14 protein-coding genes and 1 pseudogene are annotated in these 15,184 nt (G+C 66.4%); 5 read left to right on the plus strand and 10 right to left on the minus strand.

Features of this window, described 5'->3' with window-relative positions; all coding sequences use genetic code 11:
* The first annotated feature begins 16 nt into the window (after window positions 1–16).
* Window positions 17–1,072 carry a sensor domain-containing diguanylate cyclase gene (locus AC6CIE_RS07325; protein ID WP_255595886.1) on the plus strand — a complete coding sequence of 352 codons (1,056 nt, stop codon included), beginning with the start codon at window positions 17–19 and terminating at the stop codon, window positions 1,070–1,072.
* A 146-nt stretch (window positions 1,073–1,218) separates the two neighbouring features.
* Here AC6CIE_RS07325 and AC6CIE_RS07330 read toward each other — a convergent pair whose 3' ends face one another.
* The gene (locus AC6CIE_RS07330) at window positions 1,219–2,193 is read right to left on the minus strand and encodes an alpha/beta hydrolase family protein (protein ID WP_498091823.1); all 975 of its coding nucleotides are present in this window, start codon (window positions 2,191–2,193) and stop codon (window positions 1,219–1,221) included.
* A gap of 143 nt (window positions 2,194–2,336) precedes the next feature.
* Between AC6CIE_RS07330 and AC6CIE_RS07335 the strand changes: the two are divergent.
* Window positions 2,337–2,900 (plus strand): annotated as a pseudogene (locus tag AC6CIE_RS07335) (aspartate/glutamate racemase family protein); the annotation flags it as partial.
* A gap of 124 nt (window positions 2,901–3,024) precedes the next feature.
* On the opposite strand, the gene AC6CIE_RS07340 reads toward AC6CIE_RS07335, so the two are convergent.
* The 6 genes from AC6CIE_RS07340 to AC6CIE_RS07365 all read right to left on the minus strand — a co-directional run bounded on the left by AC6CIE_RS07340 (window position 3,025) and on the right by AC6CIE_RS07365 (window position 9,076).
* Entirely contained in the window at window positions 3,025–4,755 is a 1,731-nt protein-coding gene (locus AC6CIE_RS07340) for an ABC transporter substrate-binding protein (RefSeq protein WP_175136656.1), read from the minus strand.
* 119 nt (window positions 4,756–4,874) lie between these two features.
* Complete coding sequence (locus AC6CIE_RS07345; protein WP_056317261.1) at window positions 4,875–5,183, minus strand: DUF2160 domain-containing protein; 309 nt, start codon at window positions 5,181–5,183, stop codon at window positions 4,875–4,877.
* Between the two features lie 27 nt (window positions 5,184–5,210).
* Window positions 5,211–6,023, minus strand: a complete 813-nt coding sequence (locus AC6CIE_RS07350; protein WP_218343667.1) for a carbohydrate ABC transporter permease — start codon at window positions 6,021–6,023, stop codon at window positions 5,211–5,213.
* Window positions 6,016–6,906 (minus strand): carbohydrate ABC transporter permease, encoded by an 891-nt coding sequence (locus AC6CIE_RS07355; protein WP_175121750.1) that lies wholly within the window; start codon window positions 6,904–6,906, stop codon window positions 6,016–6,018. Before AC6CIE_RS07355 ends, AC6CIE_RS07350 begins: the two co-directional genes overlap by 8 nt.
* On the minus strand, window positions 6,903–7,991 hold the full coding sequence (locus tag AC6CIE_RS07360) for an ABC transporter ATP-binding protein (protein ID WP_175136659.1): 1,089 nt from the start codon (window positions 7,989–7,991) through the stop codon (window positions 6,903–6,905). Before AC6CIE_RS07360 ends, AC6CIE_RS07355 begins: the two co-directional genes overlap by 4 nt.
* On the minus strand, window positions 7,991–9,076 hold the full coding sequence (locus AC6CIE_RS07365; RefSeq protein ID WP_498091825.1) for an ABC transporter ATP-binding protein: 1,086 nt from the start codon (window positions 9,074–9,076) through the stop codon (window positions 7,991–7,993). The genes AC6CIE_RS07360 and AC6CIE_RS07365 overlap by 1 nt, the downstream gene beginning before the upstream one ends.
* 221 nt (window positions 9,077–9,297) lie before the next feature.
* Here AC6CIE_RS07365 and AC6CIE_RS07370 point away from each other — a divergent pair, with 221 nt between their 5' ends.
* Together AC6CIE_RS07370 and AC6CIE_RS07375 are read left to right on the plus strand one after the other, a co-directional pair.
* Complete coding sequence (locus AC6CIE_RS07370; protein WP_224776955.1) at window positions 9,298–10,089, plus strand: DeoR/GlpR family DNA-binding transcription regulator; 792 nt, start codon at window positions 9,298–9,300, stop codon at window positions 10,087–10,089.
* Between the two features lie 92 nt (window positions 10,090–10,181).
* Window positions 10,182–11,780 carry a glycerol-3-phosphate dehydrogenase/oxidase gene (locus AC6CIE_RS07375; protein ID WP_498091827.1) on the plus strand — a complete coding sequence of 533 codons (1,599 nt, stop codon included), beginning with the start codon at window positions 10,182–10,184 and terminating at the stop codon, window positions 11,778–11,780.
* 17 nt (window positions 11,781–11,797) lie between these two features.
* On the opposite strand, the gene AC6CIE_RS07380 is transcribed toward AC6CIE_RS07375, so the two are convergent.
* The 3 genes from AC6CIE_RS07380 to curA all read right to left on the minus strand — a co-directional run bounded on the left by AC6CIE_RS07380 (window position 11,798) and on the right by curA (window position 14,268).
* On the minus strand, window positions 11,798–12,397 hold the full coding sequence (locus tag AC6CIE_RS07380; RefSeq protein ID WP_175121755.1) for an HD-GYP domain-containing protein: 600 nt from the start codon (window positions 12,395–12,397) through the stop codon (window positions 11,798–11,800).
* 144 nt (window positions 12,398–12,541) lie between these two features.
* Complete coding sequence (locus tag AC6CIE_RS07385; protein WP_498091828.1) at window positions 12,542–13,222, minus strand: type 1 glutamine amidotransferase domain-containing protein; 681 nt, start codon at window positions 13,220–13,222, stop codon at window positions 12,542–12,544.
* Window positions 13,219–14,268 (minus strand): NADPH-dependent curcumin/dihydrocurcumin reductase, encoded by a 1,050-nt coding sequence (gene curA, locus AC6CIE_RS07390; RefSeq protein WP_175121757.1) that lies wholly within the window; start codon window positions 14,266–14,268, stop codon window positions 13,219–13,221. Before curA ends, AC6CIE_RS07385 begins: the two co-directional genes overlap by 4 nt.
* Window positions 14,269–14,431: 163 nt before the next feature.
* Between curA and AC6CIE_RS07395 the strand changes: the two genes are divergently transcribed.
* Window positions 14,432–15,184 (plus strand): TetR/AcrR family transcriptional regulator, encoded by a 753-nt coding sequence (locus AC6CIE_RS07395; RefSeq protein ID WP_367352072.1) that lies wholly within the window; start codon window positions 14,432–14,434, stop codon window positions 15,182–15,184.

Genomic DNA, 15,184 nt, shown 5'->3' on the forward strand with positions numbered 1-15,184 from the left:
TCCAGGAGCAGCCGTGCTGGATCCCATCCTCGCCGAACTTTCCACCACCTTGCCCGCTGCCAAGTCGGTCGAGCAGTTGACCCGCCCGCTGCTGGACATGCTGGGCGCCGTCACCGGACTTGAATCCACCTACCTCACCGCCATCGACCTCAAGGCCGACCTGCAGCATGTGCGCTACGCGCGCAACGTGGGGCAGCTGCAGATACCGGAAGGACTGTCCGTGCCCTGGGACGACACGCTGTGCAAGCGCGCGCTGGACGAAGGCCGCATGTGCACCAGCGACGTGTCGCAATGCTGGCCGGATTCAGACGCGGCCCGGCAATTGGGCATCCAGACCTACGTCAGCGCGCCGGTGCGCGCCGATGACGGCGCCCTGTACGGCACGCTGTGCGCCGCCAGCGCCCGGCGGCACGACATCAGCCCGCAGGCCGAAGCGGTGCTGAAGCTTTTTTCCAGCGTGATCGCCAGCTTCATCGAACGCGAAATGCTCGTTGAACAGTTGCACTCGGCAAACGTGCAGCTCATGTCCTATGCGCTGACCGACACGCTGACGGGCCTGCCCAATCGGCGTGCCGTCTATGAGGCGCTGGACCGGCTGCTGGCGCGCGCCGTGCGCGAAAACGGCAGCGTGCTGGTCGGCGTCATCGATCTGGATGGTTTCAAGAGCATCAACGACACGTACGGCCACCAGGCGGGCGACCTCTTTCTGCAGGAAGTCTCGCGGCGCATGGCGGCGGCGCTGCGCGGGTCGGACATGCTGGGACGCGTGGGTGGCGACGAATTCGTGCTCATCGGGCCCGGCCCCGCGCTGACGGGCAAACGTGCCGACGAAGGCGGCGTGAGCCAACAGGCCGAGCCCGACGAGGCCGCCCGAGCGATGGAAGAACGCGTCCTGGCCGCCTCCATGGGCCGTTATCGGCTGGGCGACGCCACCGTGGCCTACGAAGGCGCCAGCGCCGGCGTCGTGGCGCTGGACCCCGCGGGCCTGGACGCGGAGGCTGCCGTCCGACTGGCCGATACCCGCATGTATGAAATCAAGCACGCGCGCCGGGCGGCGCGCGTCATTCACTGATCGACCGCGCGGCGCATTTACCGTTGAAGCGGCGGCGCGCGACCGTTCTCCGATGCGCCGGCGCGCTCGCTCCGGAAAGCGCGGATGCGCGGCTGCTCCTTTGGGACGCGGATGCGCGGCCGTTCCTTTGGAACGCGAATGCGCGGCTATTGCAGCCGCGCCTTGAAGAACGCCGTCACCTGGGCGTTCAGTTCACGATGAAACGCCAGCCGATCAGTACCCGCCTCGTCGCGGCAGATGCCGGGCAGCGCCTCGGCCTGTTCAGGCGAGCACGGCGCCAGAAACGCGTAATGCCCCGCGCCCGCAGCCACCCGAAAATCCGGCGTGGCGCCCAGGGCCTGGCGCACGGCTTCGACGCTGGCCGGGCTGCCCCCTTCGCCGCCCCGCTCCGACGCCCATAGCTGAATGGGTAGCGTCACGCGCTTGAGCGCATCGCCCGGAAACACGTTGAGCGGATCGGCAATGACCGCCGCCTTGATGCGTGGCTCCGCCGGATAGGGTTGCTGCGGCACCTTCCCGGCTGCGATGTCGCGGCACATCGGCAGCGACGGCTGGTCAGCGCAGATCGCCAGCCCCGCCGCCAGATCCGGCGCCGCGCCGGCCAGCACCAGGCCCGTATACCCGCCGCGGGAAAAACCGAAGAAGCCGATCCTATCGGAATCGATCCTTGCCTTGTCCGGCCACGCGCCAGTCATGTAGTCGATCAGCCGGCGCATTTCGCGGGGCCGGGTGGAAAAGATCGACAAATATCCCTGCCGCGATTTGTCCTGCGCGTTGTCGCCCACGTGGTTGATCGCCGCCACCACGAAGCCGGCATCGGCCAGCGCGGCCGCGGTGTCGTGGTGGCTGAGATACGAGCCCGCCGAGCCGTGCGACATGACGATGAGCGGATAGCGGCCTTCCGGTAGCTTGCAGCCCTGCACCCCTTCAATGGCGACGCGGCCCACCTTGATTTCGCCCGCGGGTTCGGCGCACGGTGTCCAGACCGCGCCTTGCAGGCCGGGGCCGTTCTGGTCCATCGGCAGGTTCAGGCGCTGGAAGCCGGCGGCTTGCGCCGCACCACCAGAAAGCGCCAGGACGGCAGGAATCAGAACGTGCAGGAATTTCAGGGCGTAGGTCATGCGGGAAAGTTGAAGATGAGCGTTGAATCGATTTGTCGCGCGCAGGGTACCGGCAATACCAGTACTCGGGCTTGTCTTGTTGCCGTTTTCAGCCGGCACCAGAATGCCGCTTCGACATTCACGAAGCCCCAAGGTTTTACCCCATGCTGATTTCCTTGTTGCACACCATCGACAGCAATCCGGCGATTTTCGAGCAGGCGGCCCGCGACGCGGGATTGGCCGCCGACGCGCTGCGCCATGCCGTGCGGCCGGCGTTCAGGCTTGCCGTTGATCAGGCTCGGGCCACGGCCAGCGCGATACCCGGCAGCGTGCAGGACGACATCACGGCGGCGTTGCAGGACTTGGCGGCCGGCGCGGACGCCGTGATTGTCACATGCGCCACGCTCGGTCCCGTCGTTGACGGCATCACGGGGATAGGCGCCCCCGTTATCCGCGCGGATGAGGCGCTGGCGCACGCGGCGGCTCGTGCAGGCGCCCGCATCGTGGTGCTGTGCGCCGTCGAATCCACCCTCGCGGCTAATCGCGCGCTGTTCGAACGCCATGCGCGACCGGTCAACGCCGCGGTCGACGTGCGTCTGGTGCCCCTCGCGTGGGATCTGTTCAAGCGCGGCGAGACGGCTGCATGTCTTACTACCGTCGCGCAAGCGGCCCGCGACGCCCAGGAAGGCGGCGCGGACGTGGTGGCATTTGCCCATCCGTGGATGGCGGGCGCCGCCAGCGCCCTGCCCGCGGAGTGCCGTCCCCTGGACGGCGCCTCCGCATCCTTGGCGCTGGCGGCGCGGTTGACGGCGCCCGTTGGTGGCGAAGTTGGTGGCGCCCTGAGCCTGCCGCTTACCTCACCTTCCCTGCCTTCCACGCCGACAGCAGCTGCTCATAGGGAATCGTCTCGCCCTTCGGCTTTTCATTGGCCAACTTCTTCCAAGGCGCGTGCTGATCCGACAGCCACTTGCTCGGATCGCTCTTGGGGTTGAGCTTCGGCGCGCACTGCGCCATGCCCGCCCGTTCAAGCCGCGCCATCACCTGATCCATTTCGTTGGCCAGGTTGTCCATCGCGGCCTGCGGGGTCTTTTCCCCTGTGACCGCGGTGGCGACGTTCTTCCACCAGAGCTGCGCGAGCTTCGGATAGTCCGGCACGTTGGTGCCGGTGGGCGTCCACGCCACGCGCGCGGGACTGCGGTAGAACTCGATCAGGCCGCCGTAGTTGGCCGCGTTCTTGGTGAAGAACTCGCTGTTGATGTCGCTATCGCGGATGAAGGTCAGGCCGGTAATGGACTTTTTGAGCGACACCGATTTGGACGTGACGAACTGCGCATACAGCCACGCGGCCGCCATCTTGTCGGGGTTGGTGGACTTGAAGAAGGTCCACGAGCCCACGTCCTGGTAGCCGTTCTGCATGCCGTCCTTCCAGTACGGGCCGTACGGCGACGGGGCCATGCGCCACTTCGGCGTGCCATCGTCGTTCACGACGGGCAGCCCCTTCTTGGTCATGTCGGCGGTGAAAGCCGTGTACCAGAAGATCTGCTGGGCGATCTGGCCCTGCGCGGGCACGGGGCCCGCTTCCGAGAAGGTCATGCCCATGGCCTGCTGCGGCGCGAACTTCTTCATCCAGTCGATGTACTTGGTCAGCGCGTACACGGCGGCCGGGCTGTTCGTGGCCCCGCCGCGCGACACGGACGCGCCGACCGGCGTGCACTTGTCGTCAGCCACGCGGATGCCCCATTCGTCCACAGGCATGCCGTTGGGCAGGCCCTTGTCGGCCGCGCCCGCCATCGACAGCCACGCATCGGTGAAGCGCCAGCCCAGCGACGGATCCTTCTTGCCGTAGTCCATGTGGCCGTAGACGCGCTTGCCGTCGATCTCCTTGACGTCGTTCGAGAAGAACGTGGCGATGTCTTCGTACGCCGACCAGTTGGTGGGCACGCCCAGTTCATAGCCGTACTTGGCCTTGAATTTTTCCTTCAGGTCCGGCCGCGCGAACCAGTCGGCGCGGAACCAGTACACGTTGGCGAACTGCTGGTCCGGCAACTGATACAGCTTGCCGTCGGGCGCGGTGGTGAACTTGGTGCCGATGAAGTCCTTCAGGTCCAGATCGGGATTGGTCCATTCCTTGCCGGCCCCGGCCATGTAGTCGGACAGCGGCAGGATGGCGCCGTAACGGTAGTGGGTGCCAATCAGGTCGGAATCGGAGATCCAGCCGTCGTAGATGGACTTGCCGGACTGCATGGACGTCTGCAGCTTTTCGACGACGTCGCCTTCCTGGATGAGGTCGTGATTGACCTTGATGCCAGTGATTTCGGCAAAGGCCTTGGCCAGCACCTTGGACTCGTACTCGTGCGTGGTGATGGTTTCGGACACCACGCTGACTTCATTGACGCCCTTGGCCTTGAGCTTGGCCGCAGCGTCGATGAACCATTTCATTTCGGCCATCTGCTGTTCCTTGGACAGCGACGAAGGCTGGAACTCCGAATCGACCCACTTCTTTGCCTCCGGCTCGCCGGCCCAAGCCCCTGACGTTCCGATCAGGGCGATAGCGGCCGCCATGGCGTGCATGCGCAATTTCATGACCTGTCTCCTCGATAAGTCTTCCCCTATCGTGCTGCGGACTGCTGGCCGGGGAAGACGCTGGCCGATAGTCCTTTACCTGACTGCCCGAAACCAACGAAGGGTCTGGCGCCCTTCTCTCACCCTTTTTTCATGATGAACGCCAGCAGCAGCATGGACAGCACGAAGCTGATCCATACCGATGGCGGCTGATCCAGCGAAAACCACTCGACCGCCTTCTGGCCGAACCCCAGAAACGCCAGGTTCAGCCACGCCGCGGCCATCAGGCCGATGAACAGCCGGTCGCCGCGCGTGGTGCGCAGGGGCAGAAATCCCTTGCGCTCCTGCGTAGGCGACTTCAGTTCCCAGATCGTCATGCCCACCAGCATCAGCACGATGCAGCTGAAGAACACGGCAACCGGGGTGGTCCACACCATCCAGCTGAACATGGGCACGCCCTCCTGTAGTCCCGATGCCTACACGCGGCCCATCGCGAAGCCCTTCGCGATGTAGTGCCGAACGAACCAGATGACGATGCCGCCCGGCACGATGGTCAGCACGCCCGCGGCCGCCAGCACCCCCCAATCCATGCCGGATGCCGATACGGTGCGCGTCATGGTCGCGACGATGGGCTTGGCGTTGACAGACGTGAGTGTGCGCGCCAGCAGCAGCTCCACCCAGCTGAACATGAAGCAGAAGAACGCCGCCACGCCCACGCCCGACTTGATGAGCGGCAGGAAGATCGTCAGGAAAAAGCGCGGAAACGAGTACCCGTCCACATAGGCGGTCTCATCGATCTCGCGCGGCACGCCGGACATGAAGCCTTCCAGGATCCACACCGCCAGCGGCACGTTGAACACCAGGTGCGCCAGCGCCACCGCCAGGTGCGTGTCCATCAGGCCGAACGAGCTATAGAGCTGGAAGAACGGCAGCAGGAATACCGCCGGCGGCGTCATGCGGTTGGTGAGCAGCCAGAAGAACACGTGCTTGTCGCCGATGAATCGGTAACGCGAGAACGCATAGGCAGCCGGCAGCGCCACGGCCAGCGAGACGACCGTGTTGATGACGACGTAGATCAGCGAATTGATGTAGCCGGAATACCAGGCCGGGTCGGTGAAGATGGTGCGGTAGTGCTCGAACGTGAAGTCGCGCGGCCAGAGCGTCAGCGTGCTGACGATCTCGGTGTTCGACTTGAACGACATGTTCAGCATCCAGTACAGCGGCAGGATGGCGAACACCAGATACAGCGTCAGAAAGGCGCCGCGCCACCAGGAGGATTTCTCACGCATTGCCCCGCTCCTCGTCGAAACCGCCCGTGGTGCCCGCGCGCTGCATCCAGTTGTAGAGAATGAAGCAAAGCAGCAGGATGATCAGGAAGTAGATGATCGAAAACGCCGCGGCCGGGCCCAGGTCGAACTGCCCCACCGCCTTTTGCGTCAGGTACTGCGACAGGAAGGTCGTGGCGTTGCCCGGGCCGCCGCCGGTCAGCACGAACGGCTCGGTGTAGATCATGAAGCTGTCCATGAACCGCAGCAGCACCGCAATCATCAACACGCCGCGCATCTTGGGCAGCTGGATGTACCGGAACACGGCAAAGCGCGAGGCGCCGTCGATCCGCGCGGCCTGGTAGTAGGCGTCCGGAATGGCGCGCAGCCCCGCGTAGCACAGCAGCGCAACCAGCGGCGTCCAGTGCCACACGTCCATGACCAGCACCGTGACCCAGGCGTCGACGTCGTTGCCCGTGTAGTTGTAGTCCACGCCCAGCCAGGACAACGTGGCGCCGAGCAGCCCGATGTCGGTGCGGCCGAACACCTGCCAGATGGTGCCCACCACGTTCCACGGAATCAGCAGCGACAGCGCGATGATCACCAGCACGGCCGACGCGCGCCAGCCGCTGGCCGGCATCGACAGCGCCAGCAGGATGCCCAGCGGAATCTGGATCAGCAGCACCGCAAACGAAAACCCGATCTGCCGGAACAGCGCGCCGTGCAGTTCCTCGTCCTGCAGCACCGCGGCGAACCACTCGGTGCCGACGAACACGCGGCGCTCGGGCGAGATGATGTCCTGCACCGAATAATTGACGATGGTCATCAGCGGCAGGATGGCCGAGAACGCCACGCACAGCACAACCGGCATGACCAGGAACCAGGCCCGGTGATCGGTGGGTTTCATCGGATCAGTTCCTCGTCGCGGTAGAAGCAGGTGTGCGGGTTGAGCACGGTCAGCCACACCGTGGCGTCCTTGCCGCCGGCCACGACGTTGCTGCCCAGGCGGGCGCGCACCGGCGTGCCTTCAAAGTCAGCCACCAGCAGCGTGTAGGTGCCCACGTCCTGCACGCGTTCCACGCGCATGGGCACCGCGCCAGCCGTCCCGGGATCGGTCACGCGCAGGTATTCCGGCCGCACGCCCAGCTTGACGGGGCCCGCGCCTTCCAGCTTGACGGCCAGCTCGGCCGGCACGCCTTGCAACCGGTGCTGGCCCACCCTCAGCGCGCCGTCGCGCCACTGCGCCGGCAGGAAGTTCATGCCCGGCGACCCGATGAAATGGCCCACGAAGGTGTGCGCGGGCCGTTCGAACAGATCATCCGCGCTGCCCACCTGCACGGCGCGGCCGCGCGCCATGACCATCACCTGGTCTGCGAAGGTCAGCGCTTCGGTCTGGTCATGCGTCACGTAGATCAGCGTCAGCTTGAATTCGTGATGAATCTCCTTGAGCTTGCGGCGCAATTCCCACTTGAGCTGCGGGTCGATCACGGTAAGCGGTTCGTCAAAGAGAATCGCGGACACGTCGCTGCGCACCAGGCCGCGGCCCAGCGAGATCTTCTGCTTGGCATCCGCCGTCAGCCCGCTGGCCCGGCGGTCCAGCACGTTGGACATTTCCAACATTTCGGCGATGCGGCCCACGCGCTCGCGGATGCGATCGGGCGCAACGCCCCGGTTGCGCAGCGGAAACGCCAGGTTCTCCGCGACCGTCATGGTGTCGTACACCACCGGAAACTGAAACACCTGCGCGATGTTGCGCGCCTGCGGGGTCTTGTCGGTGACGTCCTGCCCGTCGAACAGGATGCGCCCGTGCGAGGGTCGCAACAGGCCAGACACGCAGTTGAGCAGCGTCGTCTTGCCGCAGCCGGAGGGCCCGAGCAAAGCATAGGCCCCGCCGTCGCGGAAGGTGAACTGCAGCGGCAGCAGGGCGTAGTCGTCGTCGGACTTGGGATGGGCGACATACGAATGGGACAGGTCCAGCTCGATCTGCGCCATCAGGCCACCTCCCCCGCGCCGGCCGGCTGCCGGGGCGCCGCGAGCAGCGCGCCATCCGGGCCAAATGCGTAGGTCTGCGCGGGGTCGAAATACAGCCGCACATGCTCGTCAAGCGTGTACCGGTGCACGCCGGGCAGTTGGGCGACCACGTCGCCCGCAGCCGTCTCGGCATGGACAAAGGTGTCGGACCCGGAGATCTCGGCCAGCTTGACCCGGCCGGGCAGCTCGACGTGACCGGGCCGCGAGTCCACATCCAGCGCGCCGGCGCGCAGACCGGCCGTGATATCGGCGTCCGCGCCCGCCGGCAGCGCGCGATCTACCGCCACGCCGCCCTGCAGCACGAACCCGCCGTTATGGCGGCGGGCGGCGAACAGGTTCATGGGCGGGTCGCTGAAGGCGCGTGCCACGCGGATCGAATTGGGCCGGTGAAAAACCTCGGCCGTTGGGCCGTATTGCAGCAGTTCGCCCGCGTCCAGAACGGCGGTGTGGCCGCCGAGCAACAGCGCCTCGCCCGGTTCGGTGGTGGCGTAGACCACGGTCGACCGCCCCTGCGCGAACAATTCCGAGAGTTCGTCGCGCAATTCCTCGCGCAGTTTGTAGTCCAGGTTGACCAGCGGCTCGTCCAGCAGGATCAGCGGCGCATCCTTGGCCAGCGCCCGCGCCAGCGCCACCCGCTGCTGCTGCCCGCCCGACAGTTCGGACGGATAGCGGTCCAGCAGATGGTCGATGTGCAGCCGCGCCGCCATGGCGTGGACTTTTTCACGCGTGTCGCGCTCGCCGCGCAGCTTGAGCGGCGAGGCGATGTTGTCGTAGACCGACATGGACGGATAGTTGATGAACTGCTGGTAGACCATCGCCACGTTGCGCTGGCGGACGGGCACGCCGGTGACGTCGGCGCCGTCGACCCGCACGTGGCCCTCGGAAGGCCGGTCCAGCCCGGCCATGATGCGCATCAGCGAGGTCTTGCCGGCCAGGGTGGCCCCCAGCAGGACGGTCATGGCTCCCGGAACCGGGGCCAGGCTCATGGGATACAGGTGCGTCTGCGAGCCGGCCCGCAAAGCTATCCCGTCCAAGGTCAGCTGCATCTAGTCTCCTCAACCTACTTATACGTCCCTGTTTTCTACGGACTTCGGTATTCGGCACAGCGTCCCAGCTTGCGCGCCCCCACGTTCCCGCGCGGGCGCAACACGATGAGCATACTCTTTCAGATGGCTTTCGTTTTTTGTGCGTTTTACTGAAGAAGCGAACAAAAAACAATCTTGCGGTGCGTCATTATTTTTCGCTTTTGTTGTTTTATCATTCGAACATGACACTGAATCCACGACAGAGCGCGCTGATCGAAATGGTGCGGGCCCAGGGCTCGGCCTCGATCGAAGAGCTTGCCAAACGTTTCGACGTCACGCTGCAGACCGTGCGGCGGGATGTCAACATCCTTTCGGAAGCCGGCCTCTTGTCGCGCTTTCATGGCGGGGTGCGCATTGAAGCCTCCACCATCGAGAACATCGCCTACCGCAAGCGCCAGGGGCTGCACGCCGCGGGCAAGCAGCGCATCGCCGAAGCCGTGGCCCGCGCCGTGCCGGACGGCTGTTCGCTGATCCTGAACATCGGCACCACGACCGAAGCCATTGCGCGCGCGCTGCTGCGCCATCGCGGACTGCGCGTCATCACGAACAACCTGCACGTGGCCGACATCCTGTCCGACAACCCGGATTGCGAAGTCATCGTCGCCGGCGGCGTGGTGCGCTCGCGCGACCGCGGCATCGTCGGCGAAGCCACGATGGACTTCATCCGCCAGTTCAAGGTCGACATCGGCCTGATCGGCATTTCGGGCATCGAGGCCGACGGCACCCTGCGCGACTACGACTTCCGCGAAGTGCGCGTGGCGCGCACGATCATCGAGCAGTCGCGCGAGGTCTGGCTGGCCGCCGACAGCAGCAAGTTCAAGCGCCAGGCCATGGTGGAACTGGCGCATATCTCGCAGATCGACCGCTTCTTCACCGACGCGCATCCGCAGGAACCGCTGGCACAAGTGTTGCTGGACGCCGGCGTGCGCTGCGACGTCGCCGCCGCGCCGCACGTCCCCAAACCTACACCCTGACCCGAGCGCCGCCGCGGACGCATCGTCCGCGCAAGCCCCGCCGGCAAACACATCGACGCATTTACCTCGCGGCCCTGCCGCCCTAAAAGAACATGAACCAACCCCTCGCCTCCGTCACCCCGCCCGACCGCAGCCGTCTTCTGAACACGCTGGACAACACGCATTCCTGGGACGTCATCGTCATCGGCGGCGGCGCAACCGGCCTGGGCACGGCGGTCGACGCCGCCGCGCGCGGCTACCGGACGCTGCTGATCGAAGGCGCCGACTTCGCCAAGGGCACGTCCAGCAAGGCCACCAAGCTGGTGCACGGCGGCGTGCGCTATCTGGCGCAAGGCAACGTCAGCCTGGTGCGCGAGGCCCTGCATGAACGCGGCCTGCTCAACCGCAACGCGCCGCACCTGGTGTGGCCGTTGGGCTTTGTGGTGCCGGCCTACACGATGCTGGACCAGCCGTTCTATGGCATCGGCCTGAAGATGTACGACATGCTGGCCGGCAAGCTGAACCTGTCGCCCAGCCGCTGGCTGTCGCGCCGTGAAACGCTGGCCAACGCCCCGACCCTTGCGGAAACCGTCAGCGGGCGCAGCCTGAAGGGCGGCGTGCTGTACTACGACGGCCAGTTCGACGACGCGCGCCTGGCCATGAGCCTGATGCGCACGCTGTTCGACCTGGGCGGCACGGCAGTCAACTACGTGCGCGCCACGGGCCTGACCACCACCAACGGCAAGGTCGACGGCGTGACCGCACAGGACGCGATCGGCGGCGCGTCGTTCACGCTGCGCGCGCGCTGCGTGGTCAACGCCACCGGCGTGTGGGTGGACGGCGTGCGCCGCATGGAAGACAAGAACGCGCAGACGATGGTCGCGCCCAGCCAGGGCGTGCACCTGACGCTGCCGCAGGATTTCCTGCCCGGAAAGCGTGCCGTGCTGATTCCCAAGACCGACGATGGCCGCGTGCTGTTCGTGGTGCCGTGGAACGGCCACACCATCGTCGGCACCACCGACACGCCGCGCCAGGACCTGCCGCTGGATCCGGACGCCGGCGCGCAAGACGTGGATTTCATCCTGAGCACCGCCGCGCGCTATCTCAGCCGCAAGCCGACGCGCGATGACGTGACCAGCGTCTGGGCCGGCCTGCGTCCGCTGGTCAAGGCGACCGGCGAAGCCTCCACCAAGAAGCTGTCGCGCGAGCACACGATTCTGGTGTCCAAGGCCGGCCTCGTGACGGTCACCGGTGGCAAGTGGACGACGTACCGCCGCATGGCGCAGGACGTGGTCGACACCGCCATCCAGCATCAGTTGCTGACGCAGGCCTCGTGCCGCACCGAATCGCTGCCGCTGCATGGCGCCAATGGTCTTGCACCGTCGCAGGAACACGCCGGCACGCCGGACAGCTACTACGGCAGCGATCTGGCGACGTTGCAGGCGTTGCCCGGCGCGCAGCGCATGCTGGTCAAGGCCAGCGGCCTGACCGAAGCGCACGTGCGTTTTGCGGCGCGCTTTGAACTGGCGCGCAGCGCCGAGGACGTGTTGGCGCGCCGCAACCGCGCGCTGTTCCTGGATGCCGAGGCCGCGATGCTGGCCGCGCCGGAAGTGGCCCGCATCCTGGCCGAGGAACTGGGCCACGACGCGGCCTGGCAGCAGCGCACATTGCAGGACCTGGCCACCGTTGCGGCGACCTATCGCCTGAAGTAATTCGCTACGGTAAACCGCTACGGCACGCGCAGGCGGCTTTCCCGGATCAACGATTCGAACACGCGCAGCAGGTCGGGATCGAACTTCGATCCCGACTCCTGGTTCAGGATGTCCATGATCTGCGTGTGCGAGCGCGCCGGATGGTAGGGCCGCGTGTCGCCAAGCGCGTCATAGGAATCGGCCACCGAGATGATCCGCGCATGCAGCGGGATGGCGTGGCCAGCAAGGCCGTCCGGATAACCGGAGCCATCGACATGCTCGTGATGGTGCCGCACCGCCAGCGCAATGGCTTCGCGCTGCGGCATCGCGGTCTGCATGATGAGGGCAGCGCCCGCCGCGGCATGCGCCTTCATGATTTCCCAGTCTTCCCATACCAGCCGGTGCGGGCTGTGCAGCACACGATCGGGCGTGGCGATCTTGCCCACGTCGTGAAGCCGCGCGGCCACGGCAATGACGTCCACCTCGTGCTCGGCCAGTCCACAGGCTTCGGCCAGCGCCACGCTCAGCGCAGCCACTCTATTGCAATGCCGGCCGGTGGCCGGGTCACGCGCCTGTATCGCGGCAAAGAGCGCCGCTTCATAGGATCCTGCGGATATGTCGGGTACGTCGGGGGGCATTGGAAAACTGCGCGCCGCAATGGCATAGCGGCGCGCGCATATCGGAAAGCCGGAATTCTGACACAATTCGCAACGATGTCCGGCCGCCGCGCGTCTGGCGCGCGAGCCGGGCTTCGCCTTCCTGCTGTTGTGCCGTGACGGCGTTCAGTCCTTCAGGCGTTCCAGCAGCGCCTTGGCTACGCCCACCGACGAGCCGGGATTCTGCCCCGTGATGAGCAGGCCGTCGCTGACCACATGCGACTGCCAGTCCGGCCCGCTGCTGTACAGCCCGCCCAGCTTTTTCAGCTCGTCTTCCACCAGGAACGGCACCACATCGGTCAACTGCACGGCGGCTTCTTCCGCATTGGAAAAGCCCGTGACCTGCCTGCCCTGCACCAGCGGCTTGCCGTCGGCGGTCTTGGCATGGCGCAGCACGCCGGGCGCATGGCACACGGCCGAGACCGGCTTGCCCGCGGCCAGCATGGTCTCGATCAGCGCCACCGATTTGGCGTCCTCGGCCAGGTCCCACAGCGGGCCGTGACCGCCCGGGTAGAAGACCGCGTCGTAATCCGACGCCTGCACGTCGGACAGCCGGCGCGTGGACGCCAAAACGCGCTGCGCGTCCGCGTCTTTCTGGAAGCGGCGCGTGTGGTCGGTCTGCGCGTCAGGATCGTCGCTCTTGGGATCCAGCGGCGGCTGGCCGCCCAGCGGCGAGGCCAGCGTGATCTTCGCGCCCGCGTCCAGGAACGCGTAGTACGGCGCCGCAAACTCTTCCAGCCAGAAACCCGTCTTGCGGCCCGTGTTGCCCAGCGTGTCGTGGGAAGTCAGCACGATCAGGATGTTCATGTAGCGCTCCATTCGTCAGGGCCGACGCGCACAATGCGCTTGCCGGCGTTTTCACCCTTGAGCAGCCCGATCAGCCCGCGCGGGGCGTTCTCCAGGCCGTCGACCACGTCTTCACGGTACTTGATGCGTCCTTGCTTGATGAGGTCCTGCATGGCCTCGCGGAATTCGCCGTAGCGATGCGCGTATTCGTTGAAGATGATGAAGCCCTGCATCCGCAGCCGCTTCGTCAGGATGGTGCGCATCAGCAGCGCCAGGCGGTCCGGGCCCTCGGGCTGGCTGGTGGCGTTGTAGGCCGAGATCAGGCCGCACACCGGGATACGCGCACGCGGGTTCAGCAAGGGCAGCACGGCATCGAAGACCGCGCCGCCGACGTTTTCGAAGTACACGTCGATGCCTTGTGGCGCCGCCTTTGCCAGGCGCCCGGGCAGGTCCGGCTGACGGTGGTCCACGCATTCGTCAAAGCCCAGTTCCTCGACCACGTAGCGGCACTTGTCCGGCCCGCCCGCAATGCCGACGACCCTGCAGCCGTGGATCTTGGCGATCTGGCCGACCACTGCGCCGACCGCGCCGCTGGCCGCGGCGACCACAACCGTTTCACCGGCCTTGGGCTCGCCGATGTCCAGCAGCCCCATGTAGCCGGTGAAGCCCGGCATGCCCAGCACGCCCAGCGACCACGACGGGTTTTCGGGATTGGCGCCCAGGCGCAACAGGCCGGCGCCGTCGGACACCGCGAAATCCTGCCAGCCGGTCTGCGCCAGGACCCACTCGCCGACCTGGAACTGCGGATTGTTGGAGGCGTGGACGCGGGTGACCGTGCCGCCTACCATCGGCTCACCGATCTGCACCGGCTCGGCATAGGACGGCGCGTCGCTCATGCGGCCGCGCATGTAGGGGTCGAGCGACAGATAGACGGTGCGCAGCAACACCTGGCCCGGTCCCGGTTGAGGGATGTCGCCGGTTTCCAGGCGGAAGTCGGCATCGGTGGGTTCGCCGTGCGGCCGGGCGGCCAGCACGATGCGGCGGTTGGTGGATGCGGATTGCGGCATGAGGTTCGGTCTCCTTCGTAGCGCCGGCCGGGCCTTGCGGACAACCCCGGGCGGCAGGTTGGGGAACCGGCCCATTACACCACCCATGGCCGCGCGGCCGGCTTGAAACCCTGTTGATCGAACCCTCTTTTAATTAATTAAGTCTTTAATTAGAATCTGCCGCATGTCTTCCCCCACTCGCCTTCCCGCCCGCCGACCCGGCCGCCCGCCCCGTCCGGACAACGCCGCCGCCCGCGCCAATCTCCTGGATCTGGCCACGCAATTGTTCGCCGCCCAGGGCGTCGCCGCCACCACCATCGCCAACATTGCGCAGCGTGCGGGCGTGACGCCGGCGATGCTGCATTACTACTTCAAGAGCCGGGATCAGTTGATCGACGCGGTGGTGCTGGAACGGATCGTGCCCGTGATCGGATTTGTGTGGGCGCCCGTGCCGCTGGAGGGCGGTGGGGCCGTCATCGACGGGGCTCCCGCCTCCGGGCCCGGCGCATCGCCCGACCCGGCCGCCGCCGCCCGCGGTTTCATCACCGAAGTGGTCGGCCGCGTGGTGCAAAGCGCCACGGAAAAGCCCTGGCTGCCGTCGTTGTGGATGCACGAGGTCGTCAACGAAGGCGGCCAGTTGCGAGATCGCGTGCTGCGCCATCTGCCGTCGGACCGGCTGCAGGCGTTCGCGGGCCTCATCGCCGAATGCCAGCGCCGCGGCGCCATCACGCCGGGCGTGGAACCGCGCCTCGTGTTCCTTTCCATCCTGGGCCTGACACTGTTGCCGCTTGCCACGTCCAACCTGTGGCGCCGCATCTGGCAGGACGACCCGGTGGCGCAGTCGATCGATAACGAGGCGATTGCGGCCCACGCCATCGCCATGCTGACCGGCGGCCTGTTCGCGCCGTCTCTACCCTCCCCGACTCCAGGACGCTGA

The sequence above is a fragment of the Achromobacter sp. GQ309 genome (assembly GCF_059759315.1).